Annotated in this window: 25 protein-coding genes; 7 read left to right on the plus strand and 18 right to left on the minus strand. The window is 65.6% G+C overall.

Annotated features, from left to right (window positions below; all coding sequences use genetic code 11):
* Positions 1–182: 182 nt before the first annotated feature.
* Complete coding sequence (locus ACIPPQ_RS11890; RefSeq protein WP_327456201.1) at positions 183–872, plus strand: OmpA family protein; 690 nt, start codon at positions 183–185, stop codon at positions 870–872.
* Positions 873–927: 55 nt separating this feature from the next.
* On the opposite strand, the gene ACIPPQ_RS11895 is transcribed toward ACIPPQ_RS11890, so the two are convergent.
* From ACIPPQ_RS11895 to ACIPPQ_RS11920, 6 genes are read right to left on the minus strand one after another with little or no spacing between them, the layout of a single operon-like run.
* Complete coding sequence (locus ACIPPQ_RS11895) at positions 928–1557, minus strand: MarC family protein (protein ID WP_446544289.1); 630 nt, start codon at positions 1555–1557, stop codon at positions 928–930.
* Positions 1554–2225 (minus strand): hypothetical protein, encoded by a 672-nt coding sequence (locus ACIPPQ_RS11900; RefSeq protein WP_446544290.1) that lies wholly within the window; start codon positions 2223–2225, stop codon positions 1554–1556. The genes ACIPPQ_RS11895 and ACIPPQ_RS11900 overlap by 4 nt, the downstream gene beginning before the upstream one ends.
* Positions 2225–3121, minus strand: a complete 897-nt coding sequence (folD, locus tag ACIPPQ_RS11905; RefSeq protein ID WP_446544291.1) for a bifunctional methylenetetrahydrofolate dehydrogenase/methenyltetrahydrofolate cyclohydrolase FolD — start codon at positions 3119–3121, stop codon at positions 2225–2227. Before folD ends, ACIPPQ_RS11900 begins: the two co-directional genes overlap by 1 nt.
* A complete protein-coding gene (locus tag ACIPPQ_RS11910; RefSeq protein WP_062185958.1) occupies positions 3121–3420 on the minus strand; it encodes a YggT family protein in 300 nt (99 codons plus the stop codon). The genes folD and ACIPPQ_RS11910 overlap by 1 nt, the downstream gene beginning before the upstream one ends.
* Positions 3421–3464: 44 nt before the next feature.
* Entirely contained in the window at positions 3465–4373 is a 909-nt protein-coding gene (argB, locus tag ACIPPQ_RS11915; RefSeq protein WP_446544292.1) for an acetylglutamate kinase, read from the minus strand.
* Entirely contained in the window at positions 4370–5047 is a 678-nt protein-coding gene (locus ACIPPQ_RS11920; protein WP_327456211.1) for a queuosine precursor transporter, read from the minus strand. The genes argB and ACIPPQ_RS11920 overlap by 4 nt, the downstream gene beginning before the upstream one ends.
* Before the next feature lie 125 nt (positions 5048–5172).
* On the opposite strand from ACIPPQ_RS11920, the gene ACIPPQ_RS11925 reads away from it, so the two are divergent.
* The 3 genes from ACIPPQ_RS11925 (at position 5173) to ACIPPQ_RS11935 (ending at position 7605) form a co-directional block, all read left to right on the plus strand.
* Positions 5173–6525 carry a NupC/NupG family nucleoside CNT transporter gene (locus tag ACIPPQ_RS11925; RefSeq protein ID WP_446544293.1) on the plus strand — a complete coding sequence of 451 codons (1353 nt, stop codon included), beginning with the start codon at positions 5173–5175 and terminating at the stop codon, positions 6523–6525.
* A gap of 129 nt (positions 6526–6654) precedes the next feature.
* Entirely contained in the window at positions 6655–7275 is a 621-nt protein-coding gene (locus tag ACIPPQ_RS11930; RefSeq protein WP_446544294.1) for a beta/gamma crystallin-related protein, read from the plus strand.
* 12 nt (positions 7276–7287) lie between these two features.
* On the plus strand, positions 7288–7605 hold the full coding sequence (locus ACIPPQ_RS11935) for an MliC family protein (protein WP_446544295.1): 318 nt from the start codon (positions 7288–7290) through the stop codon (positions 7603–7605).
* 4 nt (positions 7606–7609) lie between these two features.
* Here ACIPPQ_RS11935 and ACIPPQ_RS11940 read toward each other — a convergent pair whose 3' ends face one another.
* The 8 genes from ACIPPQ_RS11940 to gluQRS form a co-directional block, all read right to left on the minus strand.
* Complete coding sequence (locus ACIPPQ_RS11940) at positions 7610–8098, minus strand: hypothetical protein (protein WP_446544296.1); 489 nt, start codon at positions 8096–8098, stop codon at positions 7610–7612.
* A 68-nt stretch (positions 8099–8166) separates the two neighbouring features.
* Positions 8167–8649 (minus strand): hypothetical protein, encoded by a 483-nt coding sequence (locus tag ACIPPQ_RS11945; protein WP_446544297.1) that lies wholly within the window; start codon positions 8647–8649, stop codon positions 8167–8169.
* Positions 8650–8755: 106 nt separating this feature from the next.
* Positions 8756–9622, minus strand: a complete 867-nt coding sequence (locus ACIPPQ_RS11950) for a 3-hydroxyacyl-CoA dehydrogenase NAD-binding domain-containing protein (RefSeq protein WP_446544298.1) — start codon at positions 9620–9622, stop codon at positions 8756–8758.
* A gap of 71 nt (positions 9623–9693) precedes the next feature.
* Positions 9694–10680, minus strand: a complete 987-nt coding sequence (gene egtD, locus ACIPPQ_RS11955) for an L-histidine N(alpha)-methyltransferase (RefSeq protein WP_446544299.1) — start codon at positions 10678–10680, stop codon at positions 9694–9696.
* A 1-nt stretch (position 10681) separates the two neighbouring features.
* A complete protein-coding gene (gene egtB / locus ACIPPQ_RS11960) occupies positions 10682–11947 on the minus strand; it encodes an ergothioneine biosynthesis protein EgtB (RefSeq protein ID WP_446544300.1) in 1266 nt (421 codons plus the stop codon).
* Positions 11948–12055: 108 nt separating this feature from the next.
* The gene (locus tag ACIPPQ_RS11965; protein WP_446544301.1) at positions 12056–12637 is read right to left on the minus strand and encodes a cob(I)yrinic acid a,c-diamide adenosyltransferase; all 582 of its coding nucleotides are present in this window, start codon (positions 12635–12637) and stop codon (positions 12056–12058) included.
* Positions 12638–12647: 10 nt separating this feature from the next.
* The gene (locus ACIPPQ_RS11970) at positions 12648–12872 is read right to left on the minus strand and encodes an HIG1 domain-containing protein (RefSeq protein WP_446544302.1); all 225 of its coding nucleotides are present in this window, start codon (positions 12870–12872) and stop codon (positions 12648–12650) included.
* Positions 12873–12882: 10 nt separating this feature from the next.
* On the minus strand, positions 12883–13734 hold the full coding sequence (gene gluQRS, locus ACIPPQ_RS11975) for a tRNA glutamyl-Q(34) synthetase GluQRS (protein WP_446544303.1): 852 nt from the start codon (positions 13732–13734) through the stop codon (positions 12883–12885).
* A gap of 170 nt (positions 13735–13904) precedes the next feature.
* Between gluQRS and ACIPPQ_RS11980 the strand changes: the two genes are divergently transcribed.
* From ACIPPQ_RS11980 to ppc, 3 genes are all read left to right on the plus strand, one after another.
* Positions 13905–14471 carry an HNH endonuclease gene (locus ACIPPQ_RS11980; RefSeq protein ID WP_037553138.1) on the plus strand — a complete coding sequence of 189 codons (567 nt, stop codon included), beginning with the start codon at positions 13905–13907 and terminating at the stop codon, positions 14469–14471.
* A gap of 82 nt (positions 14472–14553) precedes the next feature.
* Positions 14554–14982 carry a YbaY family lipoprotein gene (locus ACIPPQ_RS11985; RefSeq protein ID WP_446544304.1) on the plus strand — a complete coding sequence of 143 codons (429 nt, stop codon included), beginning with the start codon at positions 14554–14556 and terminating at the stop codon, positions 14980–14982.
* A gap of 86 nt (positions 14983–15068) precedes the next feature.
* Positions 15069–17747 (plus strand): phosphoenolpyruvate carboxylase, encoded by a 2679-nt coding sequence (gene ppc, locus ACIPPQ_RS11990; RefSeq protein ID WP_446544305.1) that lies wholly within the window; start codon positions 15069–15071, stop codon positions 17745–17747.
* Positions 17748–17833: 86 nt separating this feature from the next.
* Here ppc and ACIPPQ_RS11995 read toward each other — a convergent pair whose 3' ends face one another.
* From ACIPPQ_RS11995 to ACIPPQ_RS12010, 4 genes are all read right to left on the minus strand, one after another.
* Complete coding sequence (locus ACIPPQ_RS11995) at positions 17834–18352, minus strand: hypothetical protein (protein WP_446544306.1); 519 nt, start codon at positions 18350–18352, stop codon at positions 17834–17836.
* A 107-nt stretch (positions 18353–18459) separates the two neighbouring features.
* Positions 18460–19263: an SDR family oxidoreductase gene (locus tag ACIPPQ_RS12000; protein WP_446544307.1), complete on the minus strand. Its 804-nt coding sequence runs from the start codon at positions 19261–19263 to the stop codon at positions 18460–18462.
* A 122-nt stretch (positions 19264–19385) separates the two neighbouring features.
* Positions 19386–20504 carry an acyl-CoA dehydrogenase family protein gene (locus tag ACIPPQ_RS12005; protein ID WP_446544308.1) on the minus strand — a complete coding sequence of 373 codons (1119 nt, stop codon included), beginning with the start codon at positions 20502–20504 and terminating at the stop codon, positions 19386–19388.
* A gap of 3 nt (positions 20505–20507) precedes the next feature.
* Positions 20508–21689, minus strand: coding sequence for an acyl-CoA dehydrogenase family protein (locus ACIPPQ_RS12010; RefSeq protein WP_446544309.1), 1182 nt, complete (start codon positions 21687–21689; stop codon positions 20508–20510).
* Positions 21690–21712 lie beyond the last annotated feature (23 nt).

A 21712-nucleotide genomic window follows, 5' to 3' on the forward strand; every position in this document is an offset into this window, starting at 1 on the left:
CAGCTTCGGTCATGTATCCCCTATAAGCGAAAGGCGCCGCGTTGCACAATGGCGCGCGCTGGGCCCTCCGGCTCAGGCCCCATTCAGTCAAATTCTGGAACCAGATTGCCCGCCATATGTTATCCGCAGGACGGGTGGTATATGCAGGACCAGAAGCAACCGCCGAATAAAGGGAGCGAAAAATGAACAGCAAGGCAATCAAGCTCACCATCCTGACCAGCATCGGCGCGATCGCGCTGACCGGCTGTGTCACCGATCCCGTAACGGGCGAACGCAAGATATCGAAGGCCGCGATCGGCGGCGTCGGCGGCGCGCTGGGCGGCTATCTGCTCGGCGACCTGATCGGCGGGCGCAACAGCCGCACCGAGGAAATCGTCGGCGCGGGCATCGGCGCGGTCGCGGGCGCCGGGGTCGGCTATTATATGGACCAGCAGGAAAAGAAGCTGCGCGAACGCACCGCGGGCACCGGCATCGACGTCGAGCGCCAGGGCGACCAGCTCGTGCTCAACATGCCCGGCGACGTCACCTTCGACCTCAACAGCGCGATGGTGAAATCGCAGTTCCGCAGCGCGCTCGACAATGTCGCCTCGACGCTCGCCGAATATCCGAGCACCTATATCGACGTCTATGGCCACACCGATTCGACGGGCAGCGACAGCTATAATCAGGGCCTGTCCGAACGGCGCGCATCCTCGGTTGCCGACTATCTCGCCGGCCGCGGCATTCAGCGCGCGCGCATGGCAACGCTCGGTTATGGCGAATCGCAGCTCAAATGCTCGCCCGAACGCAGCGAGGCCGATTATCAGTGCAACCGCCGTGTCGAAATCCGCATCGCGCCGGTCACCCAGGCCGACGTCAACGCGGCGCGGTAAACAGGTTCCATTCCCATGGAAGACAAAGGGCGTCGCCGAAAGGCGGCGCCCCTTTTTATGCCAGACTCGGGAAGCTCGCCTTCAGCCCGTCGATCACGAACTGCGCCGCCAGCGCCGCGAGCAGGACGCCAAGAAGCCGGGTGATCACTGCTTCGCCCTTGTTGCCGATCAAGCGCATCAACGGCCCCGCCGAAAGAAGCGCTGCAAGCGTCAGCAGCAGCACGAGCAACAGCGCGCCGAAAATGACGAAAGCGCGGTCGAGCCCGTTGTTCTGCGACACCAGCAGCATCACCGAAGCAATCGAGCCGGGCCCGGCGAGCATCGGCATCGCCATCGGGAACACCGACACATCCTCGACTTCGGGGGTCGCCATCAGCTTTTCGGCGCGCTGCTCGCGCCGCTCGGTGCGCTTTTCGAACACCATGTCGATCGCGATGATGAACAGCATGATCCCGCCGGCGATGCGGAAACTGTCGAGGTCGATGTGGAGGAAGCTCAGCAAGGCTTCGCCGAACATCGCGAAGAAGACGAGGATCAGCCCCGCGATGATCGTTGCGCGGATCGCCATCGAGCGGCGCTGCTGCGCGCTCGCGCCCGTCGTCAGGCTGGCATAGATTGGCGCACAGCCGGGCGGGTCGATCACGACGAACAAGGTGACGAAGGCCGAGATGAAAAGGTCGATCATGGCTGTTTCGGCACCGCTACCTGGTCGTCGACGACCGTGGCCATATCCTTGCCGTCCCACAGGCGGATCGTCACGCGGCGCGACTTGTCGGCGCGGACGGTCGAGGTCCAGCTCAGCGTCTGGTCGGCCGACAGGCCCACCGCCATATCGTCACCCTCGGCCCCGGCTTCGATCGGCACCGCCGGACGCGATCCGCACACCGCCTGCTTCGACGCAATGAAATCGGGAGCTTCGCGCGGCGCCTTCAGTTCATCGCCATGGTCGAGGATCCAGTTGATCCGGCCCTTTTCGTCGCGCACCCAGATCGTGGTGAAAAAGCCGTTCGCGGGCCCCTTCTGCCAGGCGCCAGTCGTCGCGCCGGCATTGCCGTCGCAGCTGACATAGACCGCGTGCGGTTGCCACTTCACCGCCTCGGCGGGGTCCTTCTGCGACTTCAGCCAGTCGCGCGCCTTTACCCGCTGCGGCACGAACATCACCGCGTCGGGATGCGCGGTCTCGCGAAACGCGGTCCATTGTCCCTTTTCCTGCGCAAGCCGGGCAAAGCCGATTTCGGCAGCGATGAAGGCGCTGGGGTTCGCGGCAAGCGGGCGGTTGCGGAACTCGTCGTGCGGCGCGGCGCAGCCCGCCAGCATCGTCAGGCCAAGCGCGGCGACAAGCAGACGGCGCATCAAAACCCCTCCGGATCGACGAGACCCGCGCGGCGGTGCGCGGCGACGAGCGTGTTGCGGAGCAGGCAGGCAATGGTCATCGGGCCGACCCCGCCGGGAACCGGGGTGATCGCATTGGCGACCGCCGCCACACTGTCATAATCGACGTCGCCGACCAGCCGGCCTTTCGCGGCGCCTTCGGCAGGCGGCAGGCGATTGATCCCGACGTCGATGACGATCGCGCCCGGCTTGATCCAGTCGCCCTTGACCATTTCGGCGCGGCCGACCGCGGCGACGACGATGTCGGCACGGCGGACGAGGTCGGGCAAATCCTTGGTCCGGCTGTGCGCCATCGTCACGGTCGCATTGGCGCCGAGCAGCAATTGCCCCATCGGCTTGCCGACGAGGATCGAGCGGCCGACGACGATTGCATCCTTGCCCGACAGGTCGCCGAGCCGGTCCTGGAGCAACAGCAAACAGCCATAGGGGGTGCACGGCACCATCCCGGCAATGCCGAGCGCGAGGCGCCCGGCGCTGACCGGGGTCAGCCCGTCGACATCCTTGTCGGGATCGATCGTCGCGACCGCCGCCTGTTCGTCGAGATGACCGGGGAGCGGCAATTGCAGCAGGATACCGTCGACCGCATCGTCGGCATTCAGCCGCGCGAGCAGCGCCTCGACCTCGTCCTGCGTCGCGGTCGCGGGCAGGCGATATTCGAAGCTTTCCATGCCCGCGGCGACCGTCGCCTTGCCCTTCGACCCGACATAGACCGCGCTCGCCGGATCGTCGCCGACGAGCACGACCGCGAGGCCGGGGGCGCGACCCGTCGCGGCCTTGAAAGCCGGAACCACGTCGGCAATCCGCGCCCGCAGGCCGGCGGCAAACGCCTTGCCGTCGATCACCTGCGCCGCGGTCATCACGCCATCCCGTTGGCGTAGGCAAGTCGTGCGAGATAGCTCAGCACCGGCCCGTCGATGATGATGATCAGGATCAGTACGAGCATCGGCGTCAGGTCGAGCCCGCCGAAATCGGGCATGATGCGGCGGAACGGGCGATAGAGCGGCTCGGTGATCCGGTCGAGCACCGTCCACAGCTGGCCGACGAACTGGTTGTGCGTGTTGATGACGTTGAACGCGATCAGCCACGACATCACCGCCTGCGCGATGATGAACCACCACAGGACCGTCAGGATGATGTGGACGATCTGGAGGAGCATGAGAAGCAAGGCGATTTCTCCGAAAAAGGGTCTTGCCGCGTCTCTTAGCGGTGAATGAGCGTCCCCGCACCCCTCGCGGTGAAAATTTCGAGCAGCATCGCGTGCGGGATGCGCCCGTCGAGGATGACCGCCGCCTCGACCCCCGCATCGACGGCGGCGACGCAGGTTTCGACCTTCGGGATCATCCCGCCGGTAATCGTGCCGTCCCCCTTCAACTCTTCGATCGCCGGGCGGTCGAGGTCGGTGAGCAGCGCGCCCGACTTGTCGAGCACCCCGGCGACGTCGGTGAGCAGGAAAAAGCGTTTCGCACCGAGCGCACCGGCGATCGCCCCCGCCATCGTGTCGGCGTTGATATTATAGGTCGCGCCGTCGGCGCCGAGCGCGACGGGCGCGACGATCGGGATGAAATTATCCTTCGTCAGGTTGACGAGGATCGTCGGGTCGACCGCGACCGGCTCGCCGACGAAGCCGAGGTCGACGTGGCGCTCGATCCCCGAATTGGGGTCGGGCTCGGTCCGGCTGACCTTCTCGGCGAGGACGAGGTTCGCGTCCTTGCCCGAAATCCCGACCGCCCGCCCGCCGAGCGCGGCGATCCAGCTGACGATTTCCTTGTTGATCTTGCCCGCGAGAACCATCTCGGCGACTTCGGCGGTCGCGGCGTCGGTGACGCGCAGCCCGCCGACAAAGGTCGATTCGATCCCGAGCTGCTTCAGCATCGCGCCGATCTGCGGCCCGCCGCCATGGACGACGACCGGGTTGATCCCGACCGCCTTCAAGAGCACGACATCCTCGGCGAAGTCGCGCTGCGCCTCGGGGTCGCCCATCGCGTGGCCGCCATATTTGATCACGAAGGTTTCGCCGGCATAGCGCTGCAGATAGGGCAGCGCCTCGACGAGCGTTTCGGCCTTGGCAAGCAGGTCGGGCATTTTCGAGGGATCGGTCATCGACATCATCCGGCGTTCTTCGCATCGAGGCTGCGGCCGAGAGCGACCAGGCCGGTGATGACGAAAGGAATGACGAGCACCGACAGCGCAACCTTGGCGAGCATCTGCCCGCCCATCAGGTTGGCGATCGGGAACACGCCGTAAAAGGCGATCGTGACGAACAGCAGGGTGTCGACGATCTGGCTGAGCGCGCTGGCGATCGCGCCGCGGATCGCAATCCATGTCGCTCCGGTGCCGGCGCCTTCGCGCCCGCGAAGCTTGCTGAAGATCGTGACGTTCAGGAATTGCGATGTGCCATAGGCGACGATTCCCGCCGCCATCAGGCGCGGACTCTGGCCGAGGATCATGTCGAACGCCGCGAGCCGCTCGGGCTGCATTTCGGGCGACGCGGGAAGCGCGAGGACCAGCGCGGTCAGCATGATCGACAGCACGAGCGGGACAAAACCCCAGAGCACGAGGCGGTTCGCGGTCGATTGTCCGTGGAGCTCGGACACCGCACTCGACAGCGCCACAAGGATCAGGAAGGCAAATATGCCCGCCTCGACCGCCAGCCAGCTCCCCAGCGCGACCTGCTTGTTCCCGAGCACGCCGGCGAGCACGACCATGCCGCCATAGACGATCGAGAAGAGGAAGAGCGAGGGCGAAAGCGTGCGCGGCAGCGCCGCCGAGGTCGGTTCGGTCATGCCGCCCGATAGTCGGTTTTGCGGGTGCTGGAAAGTCCGAGAAACACCGCTCGACGCGCGGCGCTTGCCCCGGCGCCAAAGCCCGTTATTCAGGCCCATTAACTTGCGGGGGACGCATCAGCATTATGGAACGCCTTATCGGTTTGGTCGGCATCGTCGCATTGCTTGCGATCGCCGTGCTTTTTTCGTCGAACCGCCGCTGGATCCGGCTCCGCATCGTCGTGCCCGCTTTCCTGCTCCAGGCCGGATTCGCCGTCCTCGTCATCGGCACACCATGGGGCCGCGCGGTGATCCAGGCGATGTCGAACGCCGTCTCGAACCTGCTCGGCTATGCCAAGGCCGGCACCGACTTCATCTTCGGCCCGCTCGCCACGCCAGAAATGGGCGGCCACAGCTTTGCGATCGCCGCGCTGCCGGTGATCATCTTCTTCGCCTCGCTCATCTCGATTCTCTATTATCTCGGCATCATGCAGCTGGTGATCAAATGGGTCGGCGGGGCAATCCAGAAAATCACCGGCATCACCAAGGTCGAAAGCCTCGGCGCCGCGGCGAACATCTTCGTCGGCCAGTCCGAATCGCCGCTCGTCATCCGCCCCTATCTCGCGGGGCTCAGCCCATCGCAGCTCTTCACGATCATGACGGTCGGCATGGCGGGGGTCGCGGGCACGATCCTCGGCGCCTATGCGAGCATGATCGGCGAGCAGCTGCTGCCCTATCTGCTCGCCGCCAGCTTCATGTCGGCGCCGGGCGGGATCCTGATGGCCAAGATCATGATGCCCGACGATCCGAAGGACCTCGGCATCGAACCCGTGATCATGCCCGAAGCGAGTCACGACGAGGAAAAGCCCGCGAACATCATCATGGCGGCGGCGCAGGGCGCGCAGACGGGCGTCAAGCTCGCGGTCGCGGTCGGCGCGATGGTGCTCGCCTTCGTCGCGCTCGTCGCGCTCGCCAACGGGCTGCTCGCCGGGATCGGCGGCTGGTTCGGCTATCCCGACCTGTCGTTCCAGGCCGTGATCGGCGCGATCTTCCGCCCCGTCATGTGGCTGATGGGCGTGCCGTGGGAAGAAAGCGCGGTGGTCGGCGGCCTGTTCGGCAGCAAGATCGTGCTCAACGAATTCGTCGCCTTCATCGACCTTGGCAAGGCGCAGGGCGACATGTCGCTGGCAGCGGTCGCGATCGCGACCTTTGCGCTCTGCGGTTTCGCCAATTTCAGCTCCATCGCGATCCAGATGGCGGTGACCGGAGGCCTCGCACCGAACCAGCGCCCGATGATCGCCAAGCTGGGGCTGAAGGCGTTGCTCGCGGGCAGCTTGTCGAACCTGATGTCGGCGGCGCTCGCGGGGCTGATGCTGGGCATTGCCCCGCCGCTGGCGACCCCCGCGCCCGAACCGGCCACGCCCGTCGCCGCACCGGCGGAAACGCCGAAGTCCGATGTTGCGGCACCCCCGGCGACGGCGCCCGCCAAGGCGCCCTGACCTAAACGTTACGACACGAGCAAGTATTCGCCTCCATCGGTTGGGATTATTTGCAAGCGGACCCTGAATAGCGTAAATTCTGTACCGCAGAACAAATCCCACGTCGCGTTCGCCAACAGGGAGGCCGCCATGAAAACCGCTTATCGTTTGTCGATCCTTGCCGCGGCTGCGGCGTCGATAGGGGCGGGTTTCCTCGCCACCTCGAATGCGCAGACCGTCGAAACCGAACGCTACCGTCCCGACCGCCCGCCCGAGGCGACCATCTATCGCGACGCCGGCTATCGCGGCCCGGCGGTGTTCATCGGCGAGGCGAAGCCGAACCTCGGCCTTTCCTGGCCGGTCAATTCGATCCGCGTTCCCAATGGCCGGTGGGAGCTCTGCGAGAAATCGCGCTATCGCGGCAATTGCCGGACGGTCGATCGCGATACGCCGATGCTGAACAATGTGCTGCGCGGGCTGACGATCCAGTCGATCCGGCCGGTGGGTTCGGGCGGCGGCGGCGGATGGCAGCCGCCCGCGAACGATCAGGTCGCACGCGGCAATTTCGCCGAATTCCATACCCAGCCGGCGCGCGGCAACACCCGCATCCTTGCGTGCGAATATGGGTCGGGAACGGCCAATTGCGCGGCACAGACCGCCGACAATTACTGCCGTTCGATCGGCTGGAACGGGTCGGCGCGCGAACATATGGAAACGGTGAGCGGTCGGGTCTATCTCGCCGACGTGCTGTGCGTCCGTTCGGGCTATTGAGGGGGAACGGATATGAAACCGACTGCCATTTTCGCGGCAGGCGCCGCCGTCATCGCGCTCGCGGCCTGTTCGTCGGTGCCGCGCAACACGGGCACGACCTATGAATGCAACCGCGGTACGAAGCTGAAGGTCGACTATGTCGGCAACACCGCGATCGTCCGCGTCAACGGCCGCGGCTCGATGGTGCTCAAACAGACCCCGTCGAACGGCGGGGCGATCTATGAAAACAAGACCGGCGCGCGGCTGCAGCGCAACGGCAATGACGTAACGTGGAACACCGCGCTGCGTTCGGCGCCCGAAAGCTGCCGCGTCGTCTACACGCCGCTGTGACGGATCAGGGCCGGGCGGGCGCCTTGCAGCCGCGCTCGAGCCCGACGCCCTTCAGGAAACCGCGCCGCACCGTTCCGGCGTAGACGGCGAGCGCATAGCGCCGCCGTTCGGCATTGGCGCCGGTGACTTCGGCAATCAGCCCGCGAAACGGGATGATCCCCCCCGCGACCGTACCGGCGACGCGCCCGGCGGTTTCCTCGCGCTTCTTGGCGCGGCTCTTGTCGACCTGTTCGTTGACGTCGGCACCGAGCACCGCGTTGAGCTCGTCCACCTCGCGGATGATCGCCGCGCATTTACCAAGCCCCGCCAGCGAATAGGGATCGCCTTGGATCGCCAGCAGCTTGGGCGGCACTTCCTTGCCGTCGAACGGCTCGGTCACCGAATTGGCGGTATCCTTGATCGTCGAGTCCTCGGGCGCGCCCTGCTGGGCGTATGAATGGACCGGGACGGCGAAGGCCGCGACGGACAGGCTCATCAACCAGATTCTGCGCATGGTCTTTCCCTCTGTTGGCGCGCCCGAACGGCGCATCGAATCAACGCATAAAGGCCCGGCCGGCTCCGCTATTTCTTCTTCGTATAGCCGCCGTTGATCGCTTCGGTCCCGATCGCGGAGGTGTCGGCCACCCAATAGTCGAAAATACGCTTGAGCTCGCTGCGCGGCAGGCCCTCGACCACATAGGCGCCGAACATATAAAGTTGTCCCTTTTCGTTCCTGCCGACGCGCAGGAGGTCGAACTCGTCGTTCATTTTCTGCACCCACACCGCCGGCGGATCGATCACATCGCTATAAGACGCGACGAGCGTGATATATTTGCAATCCGCGCCGCCCGAGCAGCCCACCAGGCGAAGCGTCGTTCCGAAACCATCGATGCTGACATCGACCTCGGGCGTCGTATCGACGTTGCTGATCGCGCCGGGCGCATAGCCCATGGCTTTCAGGGTCGCTACGAAAGCCGCCGGATTCTTGATCGTAACCCACTGGGCGTGCGCCGGTGCCGCCGCCATCGAAAATGCTGCCGCCGCGGCCGCCAGAACCAAGCGCATATATTTCCCCCCAACAGACAAGGATGTCCGACCCCGAAAGCATCGTCGCCAATGCCGCGCGGATCGTCCAGTCACAAAATCGGGGGAAGGTCCCTTTTTCCTGGCGTCAGCGCGTTGGCACGGGCGCCTCACCCGTCCAGTCGTAAAAACCGCGACCGGCCTTCTTCCCGACCCAGCCCGCATCGACATATTGGACGAGCAGCGGCGCGGGGCGGAATTTCGGATCGCCGGTGCCGCTGTAAAGCACGCGGATGATTTCGAGGCAGGTGTCGAGCCCGATGAAGTCGGCGAGCGTGATTGGCCCCATCGGGTGGTTGAGCCCGAGACGGCAACCGGCGTCGATGTCCTGCATCGTCGCAACGCCTTCGCCGAGCGCAAAGATCGCTTCATTGATCATCGGCATCAGCACCCGGTTGACGATAAAGCCCGGCGCATCGTTGGCGTGGACGATCTCCTTGCCAAGCCCGCGGCCATAGGCCTCGACCTTCGCAAGCGTGTCGTCGCTCGTCGCGAGGCCGCGGATCAGCTCGATCAGACCCATAACCGGAACCGGATTGAAGAAATGGACGCCGATGAAGCGCTCCGGGTCGGGCGCGGCCTGCGCAAGGCGCGTGATCGGGATCGAGCTGGTGTTGCTGGCGAGGATCGCGGTCGCCGAGAGATGCCGGCCGACGCTGGCAAAGATAGCGCGCTTGATCTCCTCGCGCTCGGTTGCCGCCTCGATGACAAGCTCGGCGGGGGCGAAGGCGGCATGGTCGGCAACCGGCGTGATGCGGCCGAGGAGCGCGTCGGCGTCGGCCTGCGTCATTTTTTCCTTCGCGACGAGGCGGCCGAGCGCCTTGGCGATCCCGGTCTTGCCGGCTTCGGCGCGCGCGATGTCGATGTCGGAAAGGAGCACGTCATGCCCGGCGCCCGCCGAGACCTGCGCGATACCCGCGCCCATCTGCCCTGCCCCGATAACGCCGACGATCATATGCTGTCCTTTCGCTTGGAAACCGTGCCCGTGCCCCTACGGTATCGGACCCACGCGTCAAGTAGGCAGCATCAGGGGGCCGAACGGAACGCGGTCGCTTCGGCGAGGATCAGTGCGAAGGCGGGATCGGCGTCGTCCCACGTCGCGATGGGGGTCCAGCCCGAGGCGCGCAACAACAGGTTCGCATCGCGCGCGCCATATTTATGGCTGTTCTCGCTGTGGATCGTCTCCCCGGCGGCCATATGATAGGCGCGGCCGTCGACGGTGAAGTCCATGTCGCACGCCGCGACGAGATGCATTTCGATACGCGCATGGACATCGTCCCAGATCGCACGATGGGTGAAATTCTCGACCGGAATATCGCCGTCCAGCTCGCGGTTGATGCGTTCGAGCAGGTTGAGGTTGAACGCGGCGGTCACCCCTGCGGGATCGTCATAGGCGAGCTCGAGCGTCGCGACATCCTTGATCCGGTCGATCCCGATCAGCAGGAGCGCGCCTTCGCCGAGCGCACAGCGCCAGTTGCGCAAGAGGTCGACCGCGGTGCGCGCAACCATATTGCCGATCGTACTGCCCGGGAAAAAGCCGAGCTTGGGCAGGTCGGCAATTTCGTCGGGCAAGGGGACGCGCTGGGTGAAATCGGCCTCGACCGGATAGACCGCGAGCCCCGGAAAACGCGCCGCGAGCGCGAGCGCGCTGTCGCGCAGGAAATCGCCGGAAATATCGACCGGCACATAAGCGGCCGGCGCGATCGCATCGAGCAGCAGCGGTGTCTTGGTCGAGCTGCCCGACCCGAGTTCGATCACCGCGCGGCCCGGCCCGATCGCCACCCCCATGTCGGCGGCGTGGCGGGTGAGGAGATCGGTCTCGCTGCGCGTCGGATAATATTCGGGAAGCGCCGTGATATCCTCGAACAGCGCCGAACCGGTCGCGTCATAGAACCAGCGCGCCGGAATCGCCTTCTGTTGCTGCGACAGCCCGGCACGGACGTCGGCGCGAAAGGCGACATCGACGCCCGCATCGTCGGCTGAAATCTGCCGAAGTTGACGCACAACGCCCATGTCAAAGATCCTTCGCTAGCCGCACGCCGGTGAACTGCCAGCGCTGGTGGGGGTAGAAGAAGTTGCGGTAGGAGGCGCGCAGATGGCCGCGCGGGGTCGCACAGCTGCCGCCGCGCAGCACGAACTGGCCGCTCATGAACTTGCCATTATATTCGCCAACCGCGCCCGGCGCCGCGCGGAAGCGCGGATAGGGACGATAAGCGCTGCCGGTCCATTCCCACACGCTGCCGAACATCTGTTCAAGGTCGGCGTCATCGGTGCGCGCGGCCGGCTGCACCGGCCCCGCCGCGTCGAGCTGTTGCCCGCCATGCGGGTCGAAAGCCGCCGCGGCGGCTTCCCATTCGAACTCGGTCGGCAGACGCGCACCGGCCCAGCTCGCGAAGGCGTCGGCTTCGTAGAAGCTGATGTGCGTGACCGGCGCGGCGGGGTCGATTTCGCGCCAGCCCGACAGCGTGAACTGGCGGTCGCCGTCCCAATAGGCGGGCGCGTCGACATTATCGGCCTGCACCCATGCCCAGCCGTCGCTGAGCCAGAGCGACGGGCTGTGATAGCCGCCGTCGGCGATGAATTCCTGCCATTCGCCGTTGCTCACCGGGCGGTTGGCGAGCGCGTGCGGGGTCAGCAACGCCTCATGGCGCGGGCCTTCGCAGTCGAAGGCGAAGCCGGTGCCGCCATGCCCGACCTGTACGACGCCTTCGGCACCGGCGATCCACTTCATCGCGGAAAACTGCGCAACTTCACTCGCGATTCGCATTTCCCACACGGCCGGGCCGAGCGGGTTCTGCGCGAAGAGATGCTTGAGGTCGGTGAGCAGCAACTCCTGATGCTGCTGCTCATGATGGATGCCGAGCTCGACGAGCGCGCGCGCTGCGGGGGGCAGGTCGGACAGCGCGCTTTGCACTGCGGCGTCGACATGCGCGCGCCAGATGCAGACCTCGTCGAGCGACGGGCGCGTGAGCACGCCGCGGCGCGGGCGCGCATGGCGCGGCCCTTCGGATTCATAATAGCTGTTGAAAAGAAAGGGATAGCGCTCGTCGAAGAGGCGATAGCCTGCGACATGATCGCGCAGGATGAAAGTTTCGAAGAACCAGGTGGTGTGCGCGAGATGCCATTTGGCGGGCGAGGCATCGGACATCGACTGCGCGCTCGCATCGGCGTCGGAGAGCGTGCGGACGAGATCGAGCGACAGGCGGCGGGTCGCGGCGAAGCGCCGTATGAGGCTCTCCGGCGTGTCGGTGATCGGCGAAGCGTCGGTGCGGCTGGCCATGGTGAGACAATCCCCCGAGGTGCGATTCGGTTTCGCGTTGGAGCCGATTATGGTTACAGCGCGATGGAATGTCTAGAACATTTAGGGAACATATGTCCCGTCAGCCAATCAGCGCGTCGCGCCGGGTTTCCATAATATGTCGCCGCCCGCCGCGGCGTTGATATGCCGCGTCAGCACGAAAAGATGGTCCGACAGGCGGTTGAGGTAATTGAGCGCGAGCGGATTGAGATCGCGCGCCGCCCCCGCCGCCACGGCCGCGCGTTCGGCGCGCCGCGTCACCGCGCGGGCAAGGTGGAGCCGCGCCGCCGCTTCGGTCCCGCCGGGGAGGATGAAGCTCCGCAATGCTTCGAGCGCATCGTTCATGCCATCGATCTCGTCCTCGAGCCGCGCGACCTGACTCGGCACGATGCGCAGCGCCATGTCGTGCGGGCCGAAACCGAACTGGATGTCGGGCGGGGTCGCAAGGTCCGCGCCGAGGTCGAAGAGCTCGTTCTGGATGCGGACCAGCATTGCGGCTTCGTCGCTTTTCGGGTCGAGCGCGGCGGCGGCAACCCCGATCGCGCTGTTCGCTTCGTCGACGTCGCCGATCGCCGCCATCAGCGCGTCGGATTTGGCGATGCGCGAACCATCGACGAGACCGGTGGTGCCGTCGTCGCCGGTACGCGTGTAGATCTTGTTGAGCTTGACCATCGACCGGCTTTTACTTGCCCGCGGCGAAAAGGCCGATCAGCACGAGCAGGATGATCGTGATCGCCTGCCATTTGACGCGCGCCATCATCATCTTGTTCTGCATCACCTGATTCTCCTGGGCGGTGCCGTCCATCTGGGCGCGGTGGCCTTGCGAGAAATAGAAGAGCCCGCGCGCGAGCGAGAAGAGGACGAAGCCGGCGGCGATCACGACGCCAAGGATGAGCAGGATTTCCATGCGCCCCAATTTAGGGATTTTGCAGCGAATAGCCAGCGGGAAGCCGGTCGGCGGCCAAATCGGCGGCGAGGGTGCGCCCGTCGATCCCGGCGGCGCGCAGCGCGGCGAGCGACGCCGCAGCGTCGCGTTTCGCCAGCCTTTTCCCGTCCGCACCGCAGACGAGGGCGTGGTGGCGGTACAGCGGCGTCGGCAGGCAGAGCAGCGCTTGCAGCAACCGGTGGACGTCGGTCGAGGCGACAAGGTCGGCGCCGCGGATGATGTGCGTCACCCCCATTGCCGCGTCGTCGAGCGTACTCGCGAGATGATAGCTCGCGGGCGCATCCTTGCGCGCAAGGACGATATCGCCATGCGCGCGCGGATCGGCGGCCCGCAGCCCCTGCCCCGCCTCCTCCCATTGCAGTTCGCCGGTCTCCGCAAGCCCGCGCGCCGTATCGAGGCGCCAGCAATGCGGTTCGGCCGCGATCCGGCGCTGGCGCTCGGTATCCGAAAGGCCCCGGCAGGTGCCGGGATAGACAGCGCCCGACGGTCCATGCGGCGCCGACAGGCTCGCGGCGATGTCGGCGCGCGTGCAGAAGCAAGGATAGACAAGGCCCCGCGCGCGAAGCACGTCGAGCGCAGCGGCATAGTCGCCCAGCCGCGCCGACTGGCGCACCGGGTCGCCGTCCCAGCCGATCCCGAGCCATGCAAGATCGGCGAGCGATGCGCCGACATATTCCTCGCGCGAGCGGCTGCCGTCGATATCGTCGATGCGGATCAGGAAGCGCCCGCCGGCCGCGCGCGCGGCCTCATGCGCCAGCACCGCGCTATAGGCGTGGCCAAGATGAAGCTCGCCGGTCGGGCTTGGGGCGAAACGCGTCAGCATCGGCGCCCTCCTGAATCCATATGCTGTGCCGAGTCAAAGTGAATCATTCCATATATTGCGGACAGAAGCCCCCTTGACGTCAGGATCTGATAGGGCATGTAATGATGGTGTCACGCGCGGGAGGCAGTGGCGCGCCATCCCGCGAGCAAAGGGGGCAGCGTTACTTAGCCATGTTCCATCCCGATCTTGCCCGACATCCCGATAGCTGTCCGGCGCTCGTTCTCAACGCCGATTATACGCCGCTGAGCTATTATCCGCTGAGCCTCTGGCCCTGGCAGACCGCGGTGAAAGCCGTGTTCCTCGACCGCGTCACCATCGTCGAAAATTACGAACGCGAGATTCACTCGCCGACGCGGACGATGCCGATCCCGAGCGTCATCGCGCTGCGCCAATATGTGAAGCCGTCGGAACATCCGGCGTTCACGCGCTTCAACCTGTTCCTGCGCGACCGCTTTGCGTGCCAATATTGCGGGTCGGGCAAGGACCTGACCTTCGATCATGTCGTGCCGCGCCGGCTCGGCGGGCGCACGACATGGGAAAATGTCGCGACCGCCTGCGCGCCGTGCAACCTCAAGAAGGGCGGCCGGACGCCGCAACAGGCGCATATGCCGCTCTATCGCCAGCCGTGGCGCCCGACGAGCTGGCAGCTGCAGGACAATGGCCGCGCTTTCCCGCCCAATTACCTCCACACGAGCTGGATCGACTGGCTCTACTGGGATGTTGAACTGGAAGGCTGACGGGCGCACAACAGGGGCGACAGCGTGGGTTCACCTCGATGGGACTAGGCGGCCGCCAACCATCGAAAAAAGGAGAAACATCATGGTTCGCATCACCCGTATGCTCGCCGTCAGCGCAGTCGCCGCGCCTCTGCTCGCCGCCTGTGCGACGATCGTGCCGCCGTCCGAAGCGCCCGTGTCGGTCACCGGCAGCATCACCTATCGCGAGCGCATGGCTCTGCCGCCGACGGCGCAGGTCGAAATCCAGCTCAGCGACGTCAGCCTGATGGACGCGCCGTCGAAGACGATCGCGCAGCAGTCGTTCACCGCCGATGGGCGGCAGGTGCCCTTCGCCTTTTCGCTGACCGTCGACGAGCGCAAGATCGACCCGCGCGGCCGCTATTCGGTCTCGGCGCGCATCACCGACGCATCGGGGAAGCTGATGTTCATCACCGACACGCATAATGGCGTGACCTTCGACGGCCGTCCGCGGATCGACATGGGCACGTTGGTGATGGTCCGGACCCGCTGACGGAACAGCCGGGCGCGGGCGCATAGCTATGCGCGCCCGCCCGTCGGCTTGACCCTGCGCCTTCGCAGGTGCAGCAAGCTGGGTCCATGGGCCCACCAATCCAGATCTCGCAAAATCCCGACATCCGCTATCTGGGGCGGATCCTCGGCGACGTCATCCGCGCCTATGGCGGCGAAAAATTGTTTCGCCAGACCGAATATATCCGCTCGTCGAGCGTCGACCGGCACCGCGGCATCGCGGGGGCCGAGGCGATCGATCCGGGGCTCGACGCGCTGAGCCTCGACGACACGATCGCCTTCGTGCGCGGTTTCATGCTGTTCTCGATGCTCGCCAACCTTGCCGAGGATCGGCAGGGGGTTGCGGCCGAACCCGAAGCGACGGTCGCGGCGGCGATCGAGAAGCTGCGCGAAGACGGGATCGACGGCGACGCGATCGCGGCGCTGCTCAGCGCCTCGCTCGTCGCGCCGGTGCTGACCGCGCACCCGACCGAGGTGCGGCGCAAGTCGGTGCTCGACCACAAGAACCGCATCGCCGAGCTGATGCTGCTGCGCGACGCCGGCGCCGACGAGACGCCCGAGGGCGATGTCGTCGAGGATGCGATCCGGCGGCAGATCGTCCTCCTTTGGCAGACGCGCCCGCTGCGCACCGAGAAATTGTTCGTCGCCGACGAAATCGACAATGCGCTGACCTATTTGCGCGACGTCTTCCTGCCCGTGGTACCGAAACTCTACGCGCGCTGGGAAGCCGAGCTGGGGCAGCGCCCTGCGAGCTTCCTGCGTGTCGGGAGCTGGATCGGCGGCGACCGCGACGGCAATCCCTTCGTGACCGCCGAGACGATGCACATGGCGACCGCGCGCAACGCCGCCGCGGTGCTCGGTCATTATATCGACCGCGTCCACGCGCTCGGCGCCGAGCTGTCGGTATCGGCGAGCCTCGCCGCGGTTCCCGAGGCGGTCGAGGCGCTGGCCGAGGCGAGCGGGGACACCGCACCAAGCCGCCGCGACGAACCCTATCGCCGCGCGCTGTCGGGCATTTATGCACGGCTGTGCGCCACATACGCGCAGATCGTGGGCCGCGCGCCACCGCGTCCGTCGGCCCTGCCCGGCGAACCCTATGCGACCCCGGCCGATTTCCGCCGCGACCTCGTCACCATCGCGGGCGGCCTGTCGGCGAGCGGCAAGGGCCAGTTCGCCGGCATCGGTGCGCTCGGACGGCTGATCCGCGCCGTCGAAGTCTTCGGATTCCACCTCGCGACGCTCGACATGCGGCAGAACAGCGCGGTGCACGAACGCGTGCTCGCCGAATTGCTGGCGGTGTCGGGCGTGTGCGCCGACTATCTGGCGCTGGGCGAAGAGGAACGCGTCGCGCTGCTCACCGCCGAGTTGCAAAGCGACCGCCCGCTCGCCGCGCCCTGGCACGAGTGGAGCGAGGAGACCGCGGGCGAACTCGCGATCGTCCACGCCGCCGCCGACGTGCGTGCGCGGCTGGGCAATGACGCGATCTGCCAGTGGATCATCAGCATGGCGCAGGACCTGTCCGACCTCCTCGAGGTCCATGTCCTTGCGCGCGAAGCCGGGCTGTGGCGGAGCGGCGAGGCGGCGGGCCGGTCGAACCTGACGGTCGTGCCTTTGTTCGAGACGATCGCCGACCTCGACCGCGCGCCCGCGATCATGGCGCGTTATTTCGCAATGCCCGAAATCGGCCCGCAGATCGGGCAGCGCGGGCATCAGGAAGTGATGATCGGCTATTCGGATTCGAACAAGGACGGCGGTTACCTGACCTCGACCTGGGGTTTGCATCAGGCGTCGCAGGCGCTGACCCCGGTGTTCGAGGAAGCCGACACCGCGATGCAGCTGTTCCACGGCCGCGGCGGCGCGGTCGGGCGCGGCGGCGGCAGCGCCTTTGCCGCGATCCGCGCGCAGCCCGCGGGCACGGTGCAGGGACGCATCCGGATCACCGAACAGGGCGAGGTGATCGCGGCGAAATATGGCACCGCGGCGAGCGCAGCGACGAACCTCGAGGCGATGGTGTCGGCGAGCCTGCTCGCGAGCCTTGAGCCGGAGGCGACGAGCGACAAGGATGCGGCGCGCTTCACCGCGGCGATGGACCAGCTGTCGGACAGCGCCTTCGCGGCCTATCGCGGGCTCGTCTACGACACCCCGGCGTTCAAGGATTTCTTCCGCGCGATGACGCCGATCGCCGAGATTGCGACGCTGAAGATCGGGTCGCGGCCATCGAGCCGCACGAAGTCGAGCGCGATCGAGGATCTGCGCGCGATCCCGTGGGTGTTCAGCTGGGCGCAGTCGCGCGCGATGCTGCCCGGCTGGTACGGCACCGGCGAAGGTTTCGCGGCGTTCGAGGACAAGGCGCTGCTCGCCGACATGGCGGCGGGCTGGCCCTTTTTCGCGGCGCTGCTCGGCAATATGGAGATGGTCCTCGCGAAATCCGACATGGGGATCGCGGCGCGCTATGCCGAACTGGCGGGGCATATCGACGGGCATGCCGAGATTTTCGGCCGCATCCGCGACGGGTGGAACCGCGCGCATGACGGGCTCTTGGGCATCACCGGCCAGACGCGCCTGCTCGAAAAGAACCCCGCGCTCGAGGCGTCGATCCGCCTCCGCCTGCCCTATATCGAGCCGCTCAACTTGCTCCAGATCGAGCTGATGAAGCGCCACCGCGCGGGCGAAACCGACCCGCGCATCGCCGAGGGTATTCAGCTGACGATCAACGCGATCGCGACGGCTCTGCGGAATAGCGGGTAGTAAGTGAGCCCCGGCGAAAGCCGGGGTCAGCCACGCCCTGCAATTCTGGGCCCCGGCTTTCGCCGGGGTTCACATCGAAGCCTTGATCAGACCTTGGTAATCACCACCTCGCCCTTGGCATTCGCGCCGTCGGGGGCGAAGTTGATCCGGAAATCGGCGCCGTCCTTGTCCTTGCCCGCGAGCGTGTCGCCGGTGCGCGTGACCTTGACGCCCTTTTTGGCGAATTCGCCCGCCATCCAGTCAGCGGCTTTCGCGGGCGCGGCGGGTGAGGTGAAGCCAAGTTTCACTGTCGCCTTGCTGGCGCCATTCCTGTCGTTCGCATCGACGTCGACCGTCGTGACCTTGCTGCCCGGATAGAGCTTCACCCCGTCGATGTCGAAATCGCTTTCGACATCGAGGTCGACGAAATCGGGAATGTCGATGTCGATCGCGGCACCGTCGCCGCCGATCTTGATGTTCCCACCGTCCTTGCCGGTCTTGATCTGGACCCCGCCATGTTCGTCGCCAGCGTTGATCGAGACCTGGGTGCCGTCGCCGGATTTCTTCTCGTCCGATCCGCAGGCGGCGAGGAGCATCATCGGGGGAATCAGGAACGCAAGACGCATCGACTATCTCCTTGGTGAATTAGTGAAATAATACACCTTGGAGACAGCCGAGTCAAATTCCTCTTTCGTCACCCCGGACTTGATCCGGGGTGACGATAAAAGGGAAGTCAGGCGTCGATGCTGGTCTTCAAATCGCCGTGGACGAGCCCGCCGTCGACGGTGATCGTGTCGCCGACGACATAATCGCCCGCCTTCGACGCGAGGAAGATCGCGGCGCCCGCCATATCCTCGGGCACGCCGATGCGCTTCACCGGGATGCTTTTTGCGACCGCATCGCCATGGTCGCGCGCCGCCTTGTTCATCTCCGACTGGAAGGCGCCGGGGGCGATCGCGGTGACGAGGATATGGTCGGTGACCAGCCGCGCCGCGAGGCGCTTGGTGAGGTAGAGGATCGCGGCCTTCGACGCATGATAGCTGTAGGTTTCCCACGGGTTAAGCCGCTGGCCGTCGATCGAGCCGATGTTGATGACCTTTGCGGGGCGTTCGGCGCTGCCGCCGGCCTTGAGGAGGCCGTGGAGCGCCTGCGTCAGGAAGAAGGGCGATTTGACGTTGATGTCCATCACCTTGTCCCAGCCCGCCTCGGGGAAACCCTCGAACGGTTCGCCCCATGCCGCGCCGGCATTGTTGACGAGGATGTCGAGGCGTTCTTCGCGCGCCTCAAGTTCTTTTGCGAGCGCGCGGCAGCCTTCGACGGTCGAAAGGTCGACGGGCAGCCCGATGACCTTGCCCGGATAGCGCGTTTCGAAATCGGCGACAGCTTCCTCGATCTGCGCGGTCTTGCGCGCCGAGATATAGACGCGCGCGGCGCCCGCGGCGAGATAGCCCTCGACGATCATCTTGCCGATCCCGCGCGATCCGCCGGTGACGAGCGCGATGCGGCCGTCGAGGCCGAACATGTTTTGGAGGTTCATAACGCTATCCTTTTCCGTTCGTCCTGAGCTTGTCGAAGGACTGTTCTTCCCCCGCGGCGTCCGAAAGAAAGGACGGCCCTTCGACAAGCTCAGGGCGAGCGGGGTTTGGAAATTCCTGGCTCTTAGTAGCCGTTCATGCGGGCGACCTGGTCGATATGATAATGCACATCGCCCATAAATTCGGCGAGCGCGCGGTCGCGCTTCATATAGAGGCCGATGTCATATTCGTCGGTCATGCCGATGCCACCGTGCATCTGCACGCCTTCGCGCACCGCGAGGTTCGCGGCGCGGCCGGCCTTCGCTTTCGCGACCGAGACCATCAGTTTCGCGCCTTCGCTGCCCTCGTCGAGCAGTTGCTGCGCCTTCATCACGGTCGCGCGCGCGACTTCCATCTCGCCATAAAGATGCGCGGCGCGGTGCTGGAGGCCCTGGAACTCGCCGATCAGCTTGCCGAACTGCTTGCGTTCCTTGAGGTAATTGACCGTCATGTCCATCGCGCCCTGCCCGACGCCGACCATTTCGGCGGCGGCGCCGGTGCGCGTCGCGGCGAGCAAAGCGTCGAGGATTTCGCCGCCCGCATCGACCTCGCCGATCACCGCGTCGGCATCGACCTCGACCCCGTCGAGGGTGACATGGCTCGCAAGCGAAGAGTCGACGAGACGGCGCGGATCGGCAGTCAGGCCTTTCGCATCCCTAGACACCGCGAACAAAGTGATGCCGCCGTCGGTCTTCGCGGCGACGATGCTGACATCGGCGACATGCCCATGAAGAACGAAACTCTTCTTGCCGTCGAGGCGGAAGCCGTTGCCGGCGCGCGTCGCGGTCGTCGCTATGCGGTCGGGACGGTGCTTGGCGCCCTCGTCGATCGCGAGCGCGACGATCGCCTCACCCGATGCGATCGCGGGGAGCCAGCGGCCCGCCTGCGTGCCGCCCGCCTTCGCAAGCGCGGCAACCGCGCCGACGCTGGTCGACAGGAAAGGCGACGGGGTCAGGTTGCGCCCGATTTCCTCGAGCACGATACCCGCTTCCATATGCCCCATGCCGAGCCCGCCATGCGCCTCGGGAACGAGCATGCCGGGCAGGCCCATTTCGGTGAACTGCGCCCAGAGGTCGCGCGAGAAACCGGTCGCATCGGCGCTGTCGCGGAGGCTGCGGAGGTGCGAAACGGGAGCCTGTTCGGCCACGAAGGGGGCGACGCTGTCCTTGAGCATCGCCTGGTCGTCATTGTGATACAGAGGCATGGGTCAGGCTCCGGGCAGGTCGAGGATACGCTTGGCGATGACGTTGAGCATGACTTCGCTCGTCCCGCCTTCGATCGAATTGGCCTTGGTGCGCAGCCAGCCGCGAGCGCGCGCGCCGCCCTTGGTTTCTTCGCTGTCCCATTCGAGCGCTTCGCTGCCGCCGCCCGACATGACGAGTTCGTGGCGGCGCTTGTTGAGCTCGGTGCCGACATATTTCATCATGTTCGAGCTGGCGGGATGCGCACGCCCGGTCTTCCACATGTCCATGAAACGTTCGCCCATCGCGCGGTACGCGAAGACATCGACGTCGAACGCCGCCATTTCGGCGCGCAGGATCGGATCGTCGAGTTCACCCGCCGCATTCTTGCCGAACGCCTTGGCAAAGGCGCCGCCGATGCTGATCATGTCGCCGCCCGCGCCGCCGCCCGAGATCATCTCGCGTTCGTGGCCGAGCAGATATTTGGCGACGTCCCAGCCGCGGTTGATTTCGCCGACGAACTGCGTCTTCGGCACCTCGACATCGTCGAAGAAGGTTTCGCAGAAGGGTGAGTTGCCGCTGATCAACAGGATCGGCTTGGTGGTGACGCCCTTGCTCTCCATGTCGAAGAGCATGAAGGTGATGCCCTGATATTTATTCGCCTTGTCGGTGCGGACGAGGCAGAAAATCCAGTCGGCCTTGTCGGCGTAGCTGGTCCATATCTTCGATCCGTTGACGACCCAATGATCGCCCTTGTCCTCGCCGAAGGTCTGCAAGCTGACGAGGTCGCTGCCCGAGCCGGGTTCCGAATAGCCCTGGCACCAGCGGATTTCGCCGCGCGCGATCGGGTTCAGATAATGAACTTTCTGTTCCTCGGTGCCGAACTGCAGCAGCGCGGGGCCAAGCATCCAGATGCCGAAGCTGTCGAGCGGCGAGCGCGCCTTGATGCGCTTCATTTCCTGTTTGAGGACCTTGGTCTGTTCGGGGGTCAGCCCGGCGCCGCCATAGGGTTTGGGCCAGTCGGGAACGGTATAGCCCTTGGAAACGCAGGCATCGAGCCACGCTTTCTGCGCATCATTCTTGAATTTGAAATTGCGCCCGCCCCAGCATACGTCATCCTCGTCGCGGATCGGTTCGCGCATTTCGGCGGGGCAATTCGCCTCCAGCCAGTCCCGCACCTCGGCGCGGAAAGCGTCCAGTTCGCTCATCCTTTTGGCTCCTCTTCTGCGGC

The organism is Sphingopyxis sp. LARHCG72 (assembly GCF_052871675.1).

Excerpts from the sequence above, each read along its gene's own strand:
- argB (WP_446544292.1), bottom strand. The coding sequence starts at position 4,373 with ATGATGTCGATGACCGATCCCTCGAAAATGCCCGACCTGCTTGCCAAG.
- ACIPPQ_RS11895 (WP_446544289.1), bottom strand. The coding sequence starts at position 1,557 with ATGATCGACCTTTTCATCTCGGCCTTCGTCACCTTGTTCGTCGTGATC.
- egtD (WP_446544299.1), bottom strand. The coding sequence starts at position 10,680 with ATGGGCGTTGTGCGTCAACTTCGGCAGATTTCAGCCGACGATGCGGGC.
- ACIPPQ_RS11945 (WP_446544297.1), bottom strand. The coding sequence starts at position 8,649 with ATGCGCTTGGTTCTGGCGGCCGCGGCGGCAGCATTTTCGATGGCGGCG.
- ACIPPQ_RS12010 (WP_446544309.1), bottom strand. The coding sequence starts at position 21,689 with ATGAGCGAACTGGACGCTTTCCGCGCCGAGGTGCGGGACTGGCTGGAG.
- ACIPPQ_RS11890 (WP_327456201.1), top strand. The coding sequence starts at position 183 with ATGAACAGCAAGGCAATCAAGCTCACCATCCTGACCAGCATCGGCGCG.
- ACIPPQ_RS11950 (WP_446544298.1), bottom strand. The coding sequence starts at position 9,622 with ATGATCGTCGGCGTTATCGGGGCAGGGCAGATGGGCGCGGGTATCGCG.
- egtB (WP_446544300.1), bottom strand. The coding sequence starts at position 11,947 with ATGGCCAGCCGCACCGACGCTTCGCCGATCACCGACACGCCGGAGAGC.
- ACIPPQ_RS11970 (WP_446544302.1), bottom strand. The coding sequence starts at position 12,872 with ATGGAAATCCTGCTCATCCTTGGCGTCGTGATCGCCGCCGGCTTCGTC.
- ACIPPQ_RS12005 (WP_446544308.1), bottom strand. The coding sequence starts at position 20,504 with ATGCCTCTGTATCACAATGACGACCAGGCGATGCTCAAGGACAGCGTC.
- ACIPPQ_RS11900 (WP_446544290.1), bottom strand. The coding sequence starts at position 2,225 with ATGCGCCGTCTGCTTGTCGCCGCGCTTGGCCTGACGATGCTGGCGGGC.
- gluQRS (WP_446544303.1), bottom strand. The coding sequence starts at position 13,734 with ATGCTGACGCGTTTCGCCCCAAGCCCGACCGGCGAGCTTCATCTTGGC.
- ACIPPQ_RS11925 (WP_446544293.1), top strand. The coding sequence starts at position 5,173 with ATGGAACGCCTTATCGGTTTGGTCGGCATCGTCGCATTGCTTGCGATC.
- ACIPPQ_RS11930 (WP_446544294.1), top strand. The coding sequence starts at position 6,655 with ATGAAAACCGCTTATCGTTTGTCGATCCTTGCCGCGGCTGCGGCGTCG.
- ppc (WP_446544305.1), top strand. The coding sequence starts at position 15,069 with ATGGGCCCACCAATCCAGATCTCGCAAAATCCCGACATCCGCTATCTG.
- ACIPPQ_RS11995 (WP_446544306.1), bottom strand. The coding sequence starts at position 18,352 with ATGCGTCTTGCGTTCCTGATTCCCCCGATGATGCTCCTCGCCGCCTGC.
- ACIPPQ_RS12000 (WP_446544307.1), bottom strand. The coding sequence starts at position 19,263 with ATGAACCTCCAAAACATGTTCGGCCTCGACGGCCGCATCGCGCTCGTC.
- ACIPPQ_RS11935 (WP_446544295.1), top strand. The coding sequence starts at position 7,288 with ATGAAACCGACTGCCATTTTCGCGGCAGGCGCCGCCGTCATCGCGCTC.
- ACIPPQ_RS11980 (WP_037553138.1), top strand. The coding sequence starts at position 13,905 with ATGTTCCATCCCGATCTTGCCCGACATCCCGATAGCTGTCCGGCGCTC.
- ACIPPQ_RS11920 (WP_327456211.1), bottom strand. The coding sequence starts at position 5,047 with ATGACCGAACCGACCTCGGCGGCGCTGCCGCGCACGCTTTCGCCCTCG.
- ACIPPQ_RS11965 (WP_446544301.1), bottom strand. The coding sequence starts at position 12,637 with ATGGTCAAGCTCAACAAGATCTACACGCGTACCGGCGACGACGGCACC.
- ACIPPQ_RS11985 (WP_446544304.1), top strand. The coding sequence starts at position 14,554 with ATGGTTCGCATCACCCGTATGCTCGCCGTCAGCGCAGTCGCCGCGCCT.
- ACIPPQ_RS11910 (WP_062185958.1), bottom strand. The coding sequence starts at position 3,420 with ATGCTCCTCCAGATCGTCCACATCATCCTGACGGTCCTGTGGTGGTTC.
- ACIPPQ_RS11940 (WP_446544296.1), bottom strand. The coding sequence starts at position 8,098 with ATGCGCAGAATCTGGTTGATGAGCCTGTCCGTCGCGGCCTTCGCCGTC.
- folD (WP_446544291.1), bottom strand. The coding sequence starts at position 3,121 with ATGACCGCGGCGCAGGTGATCGACGGCAAGGCGTTTGCCGCCGGCCTG.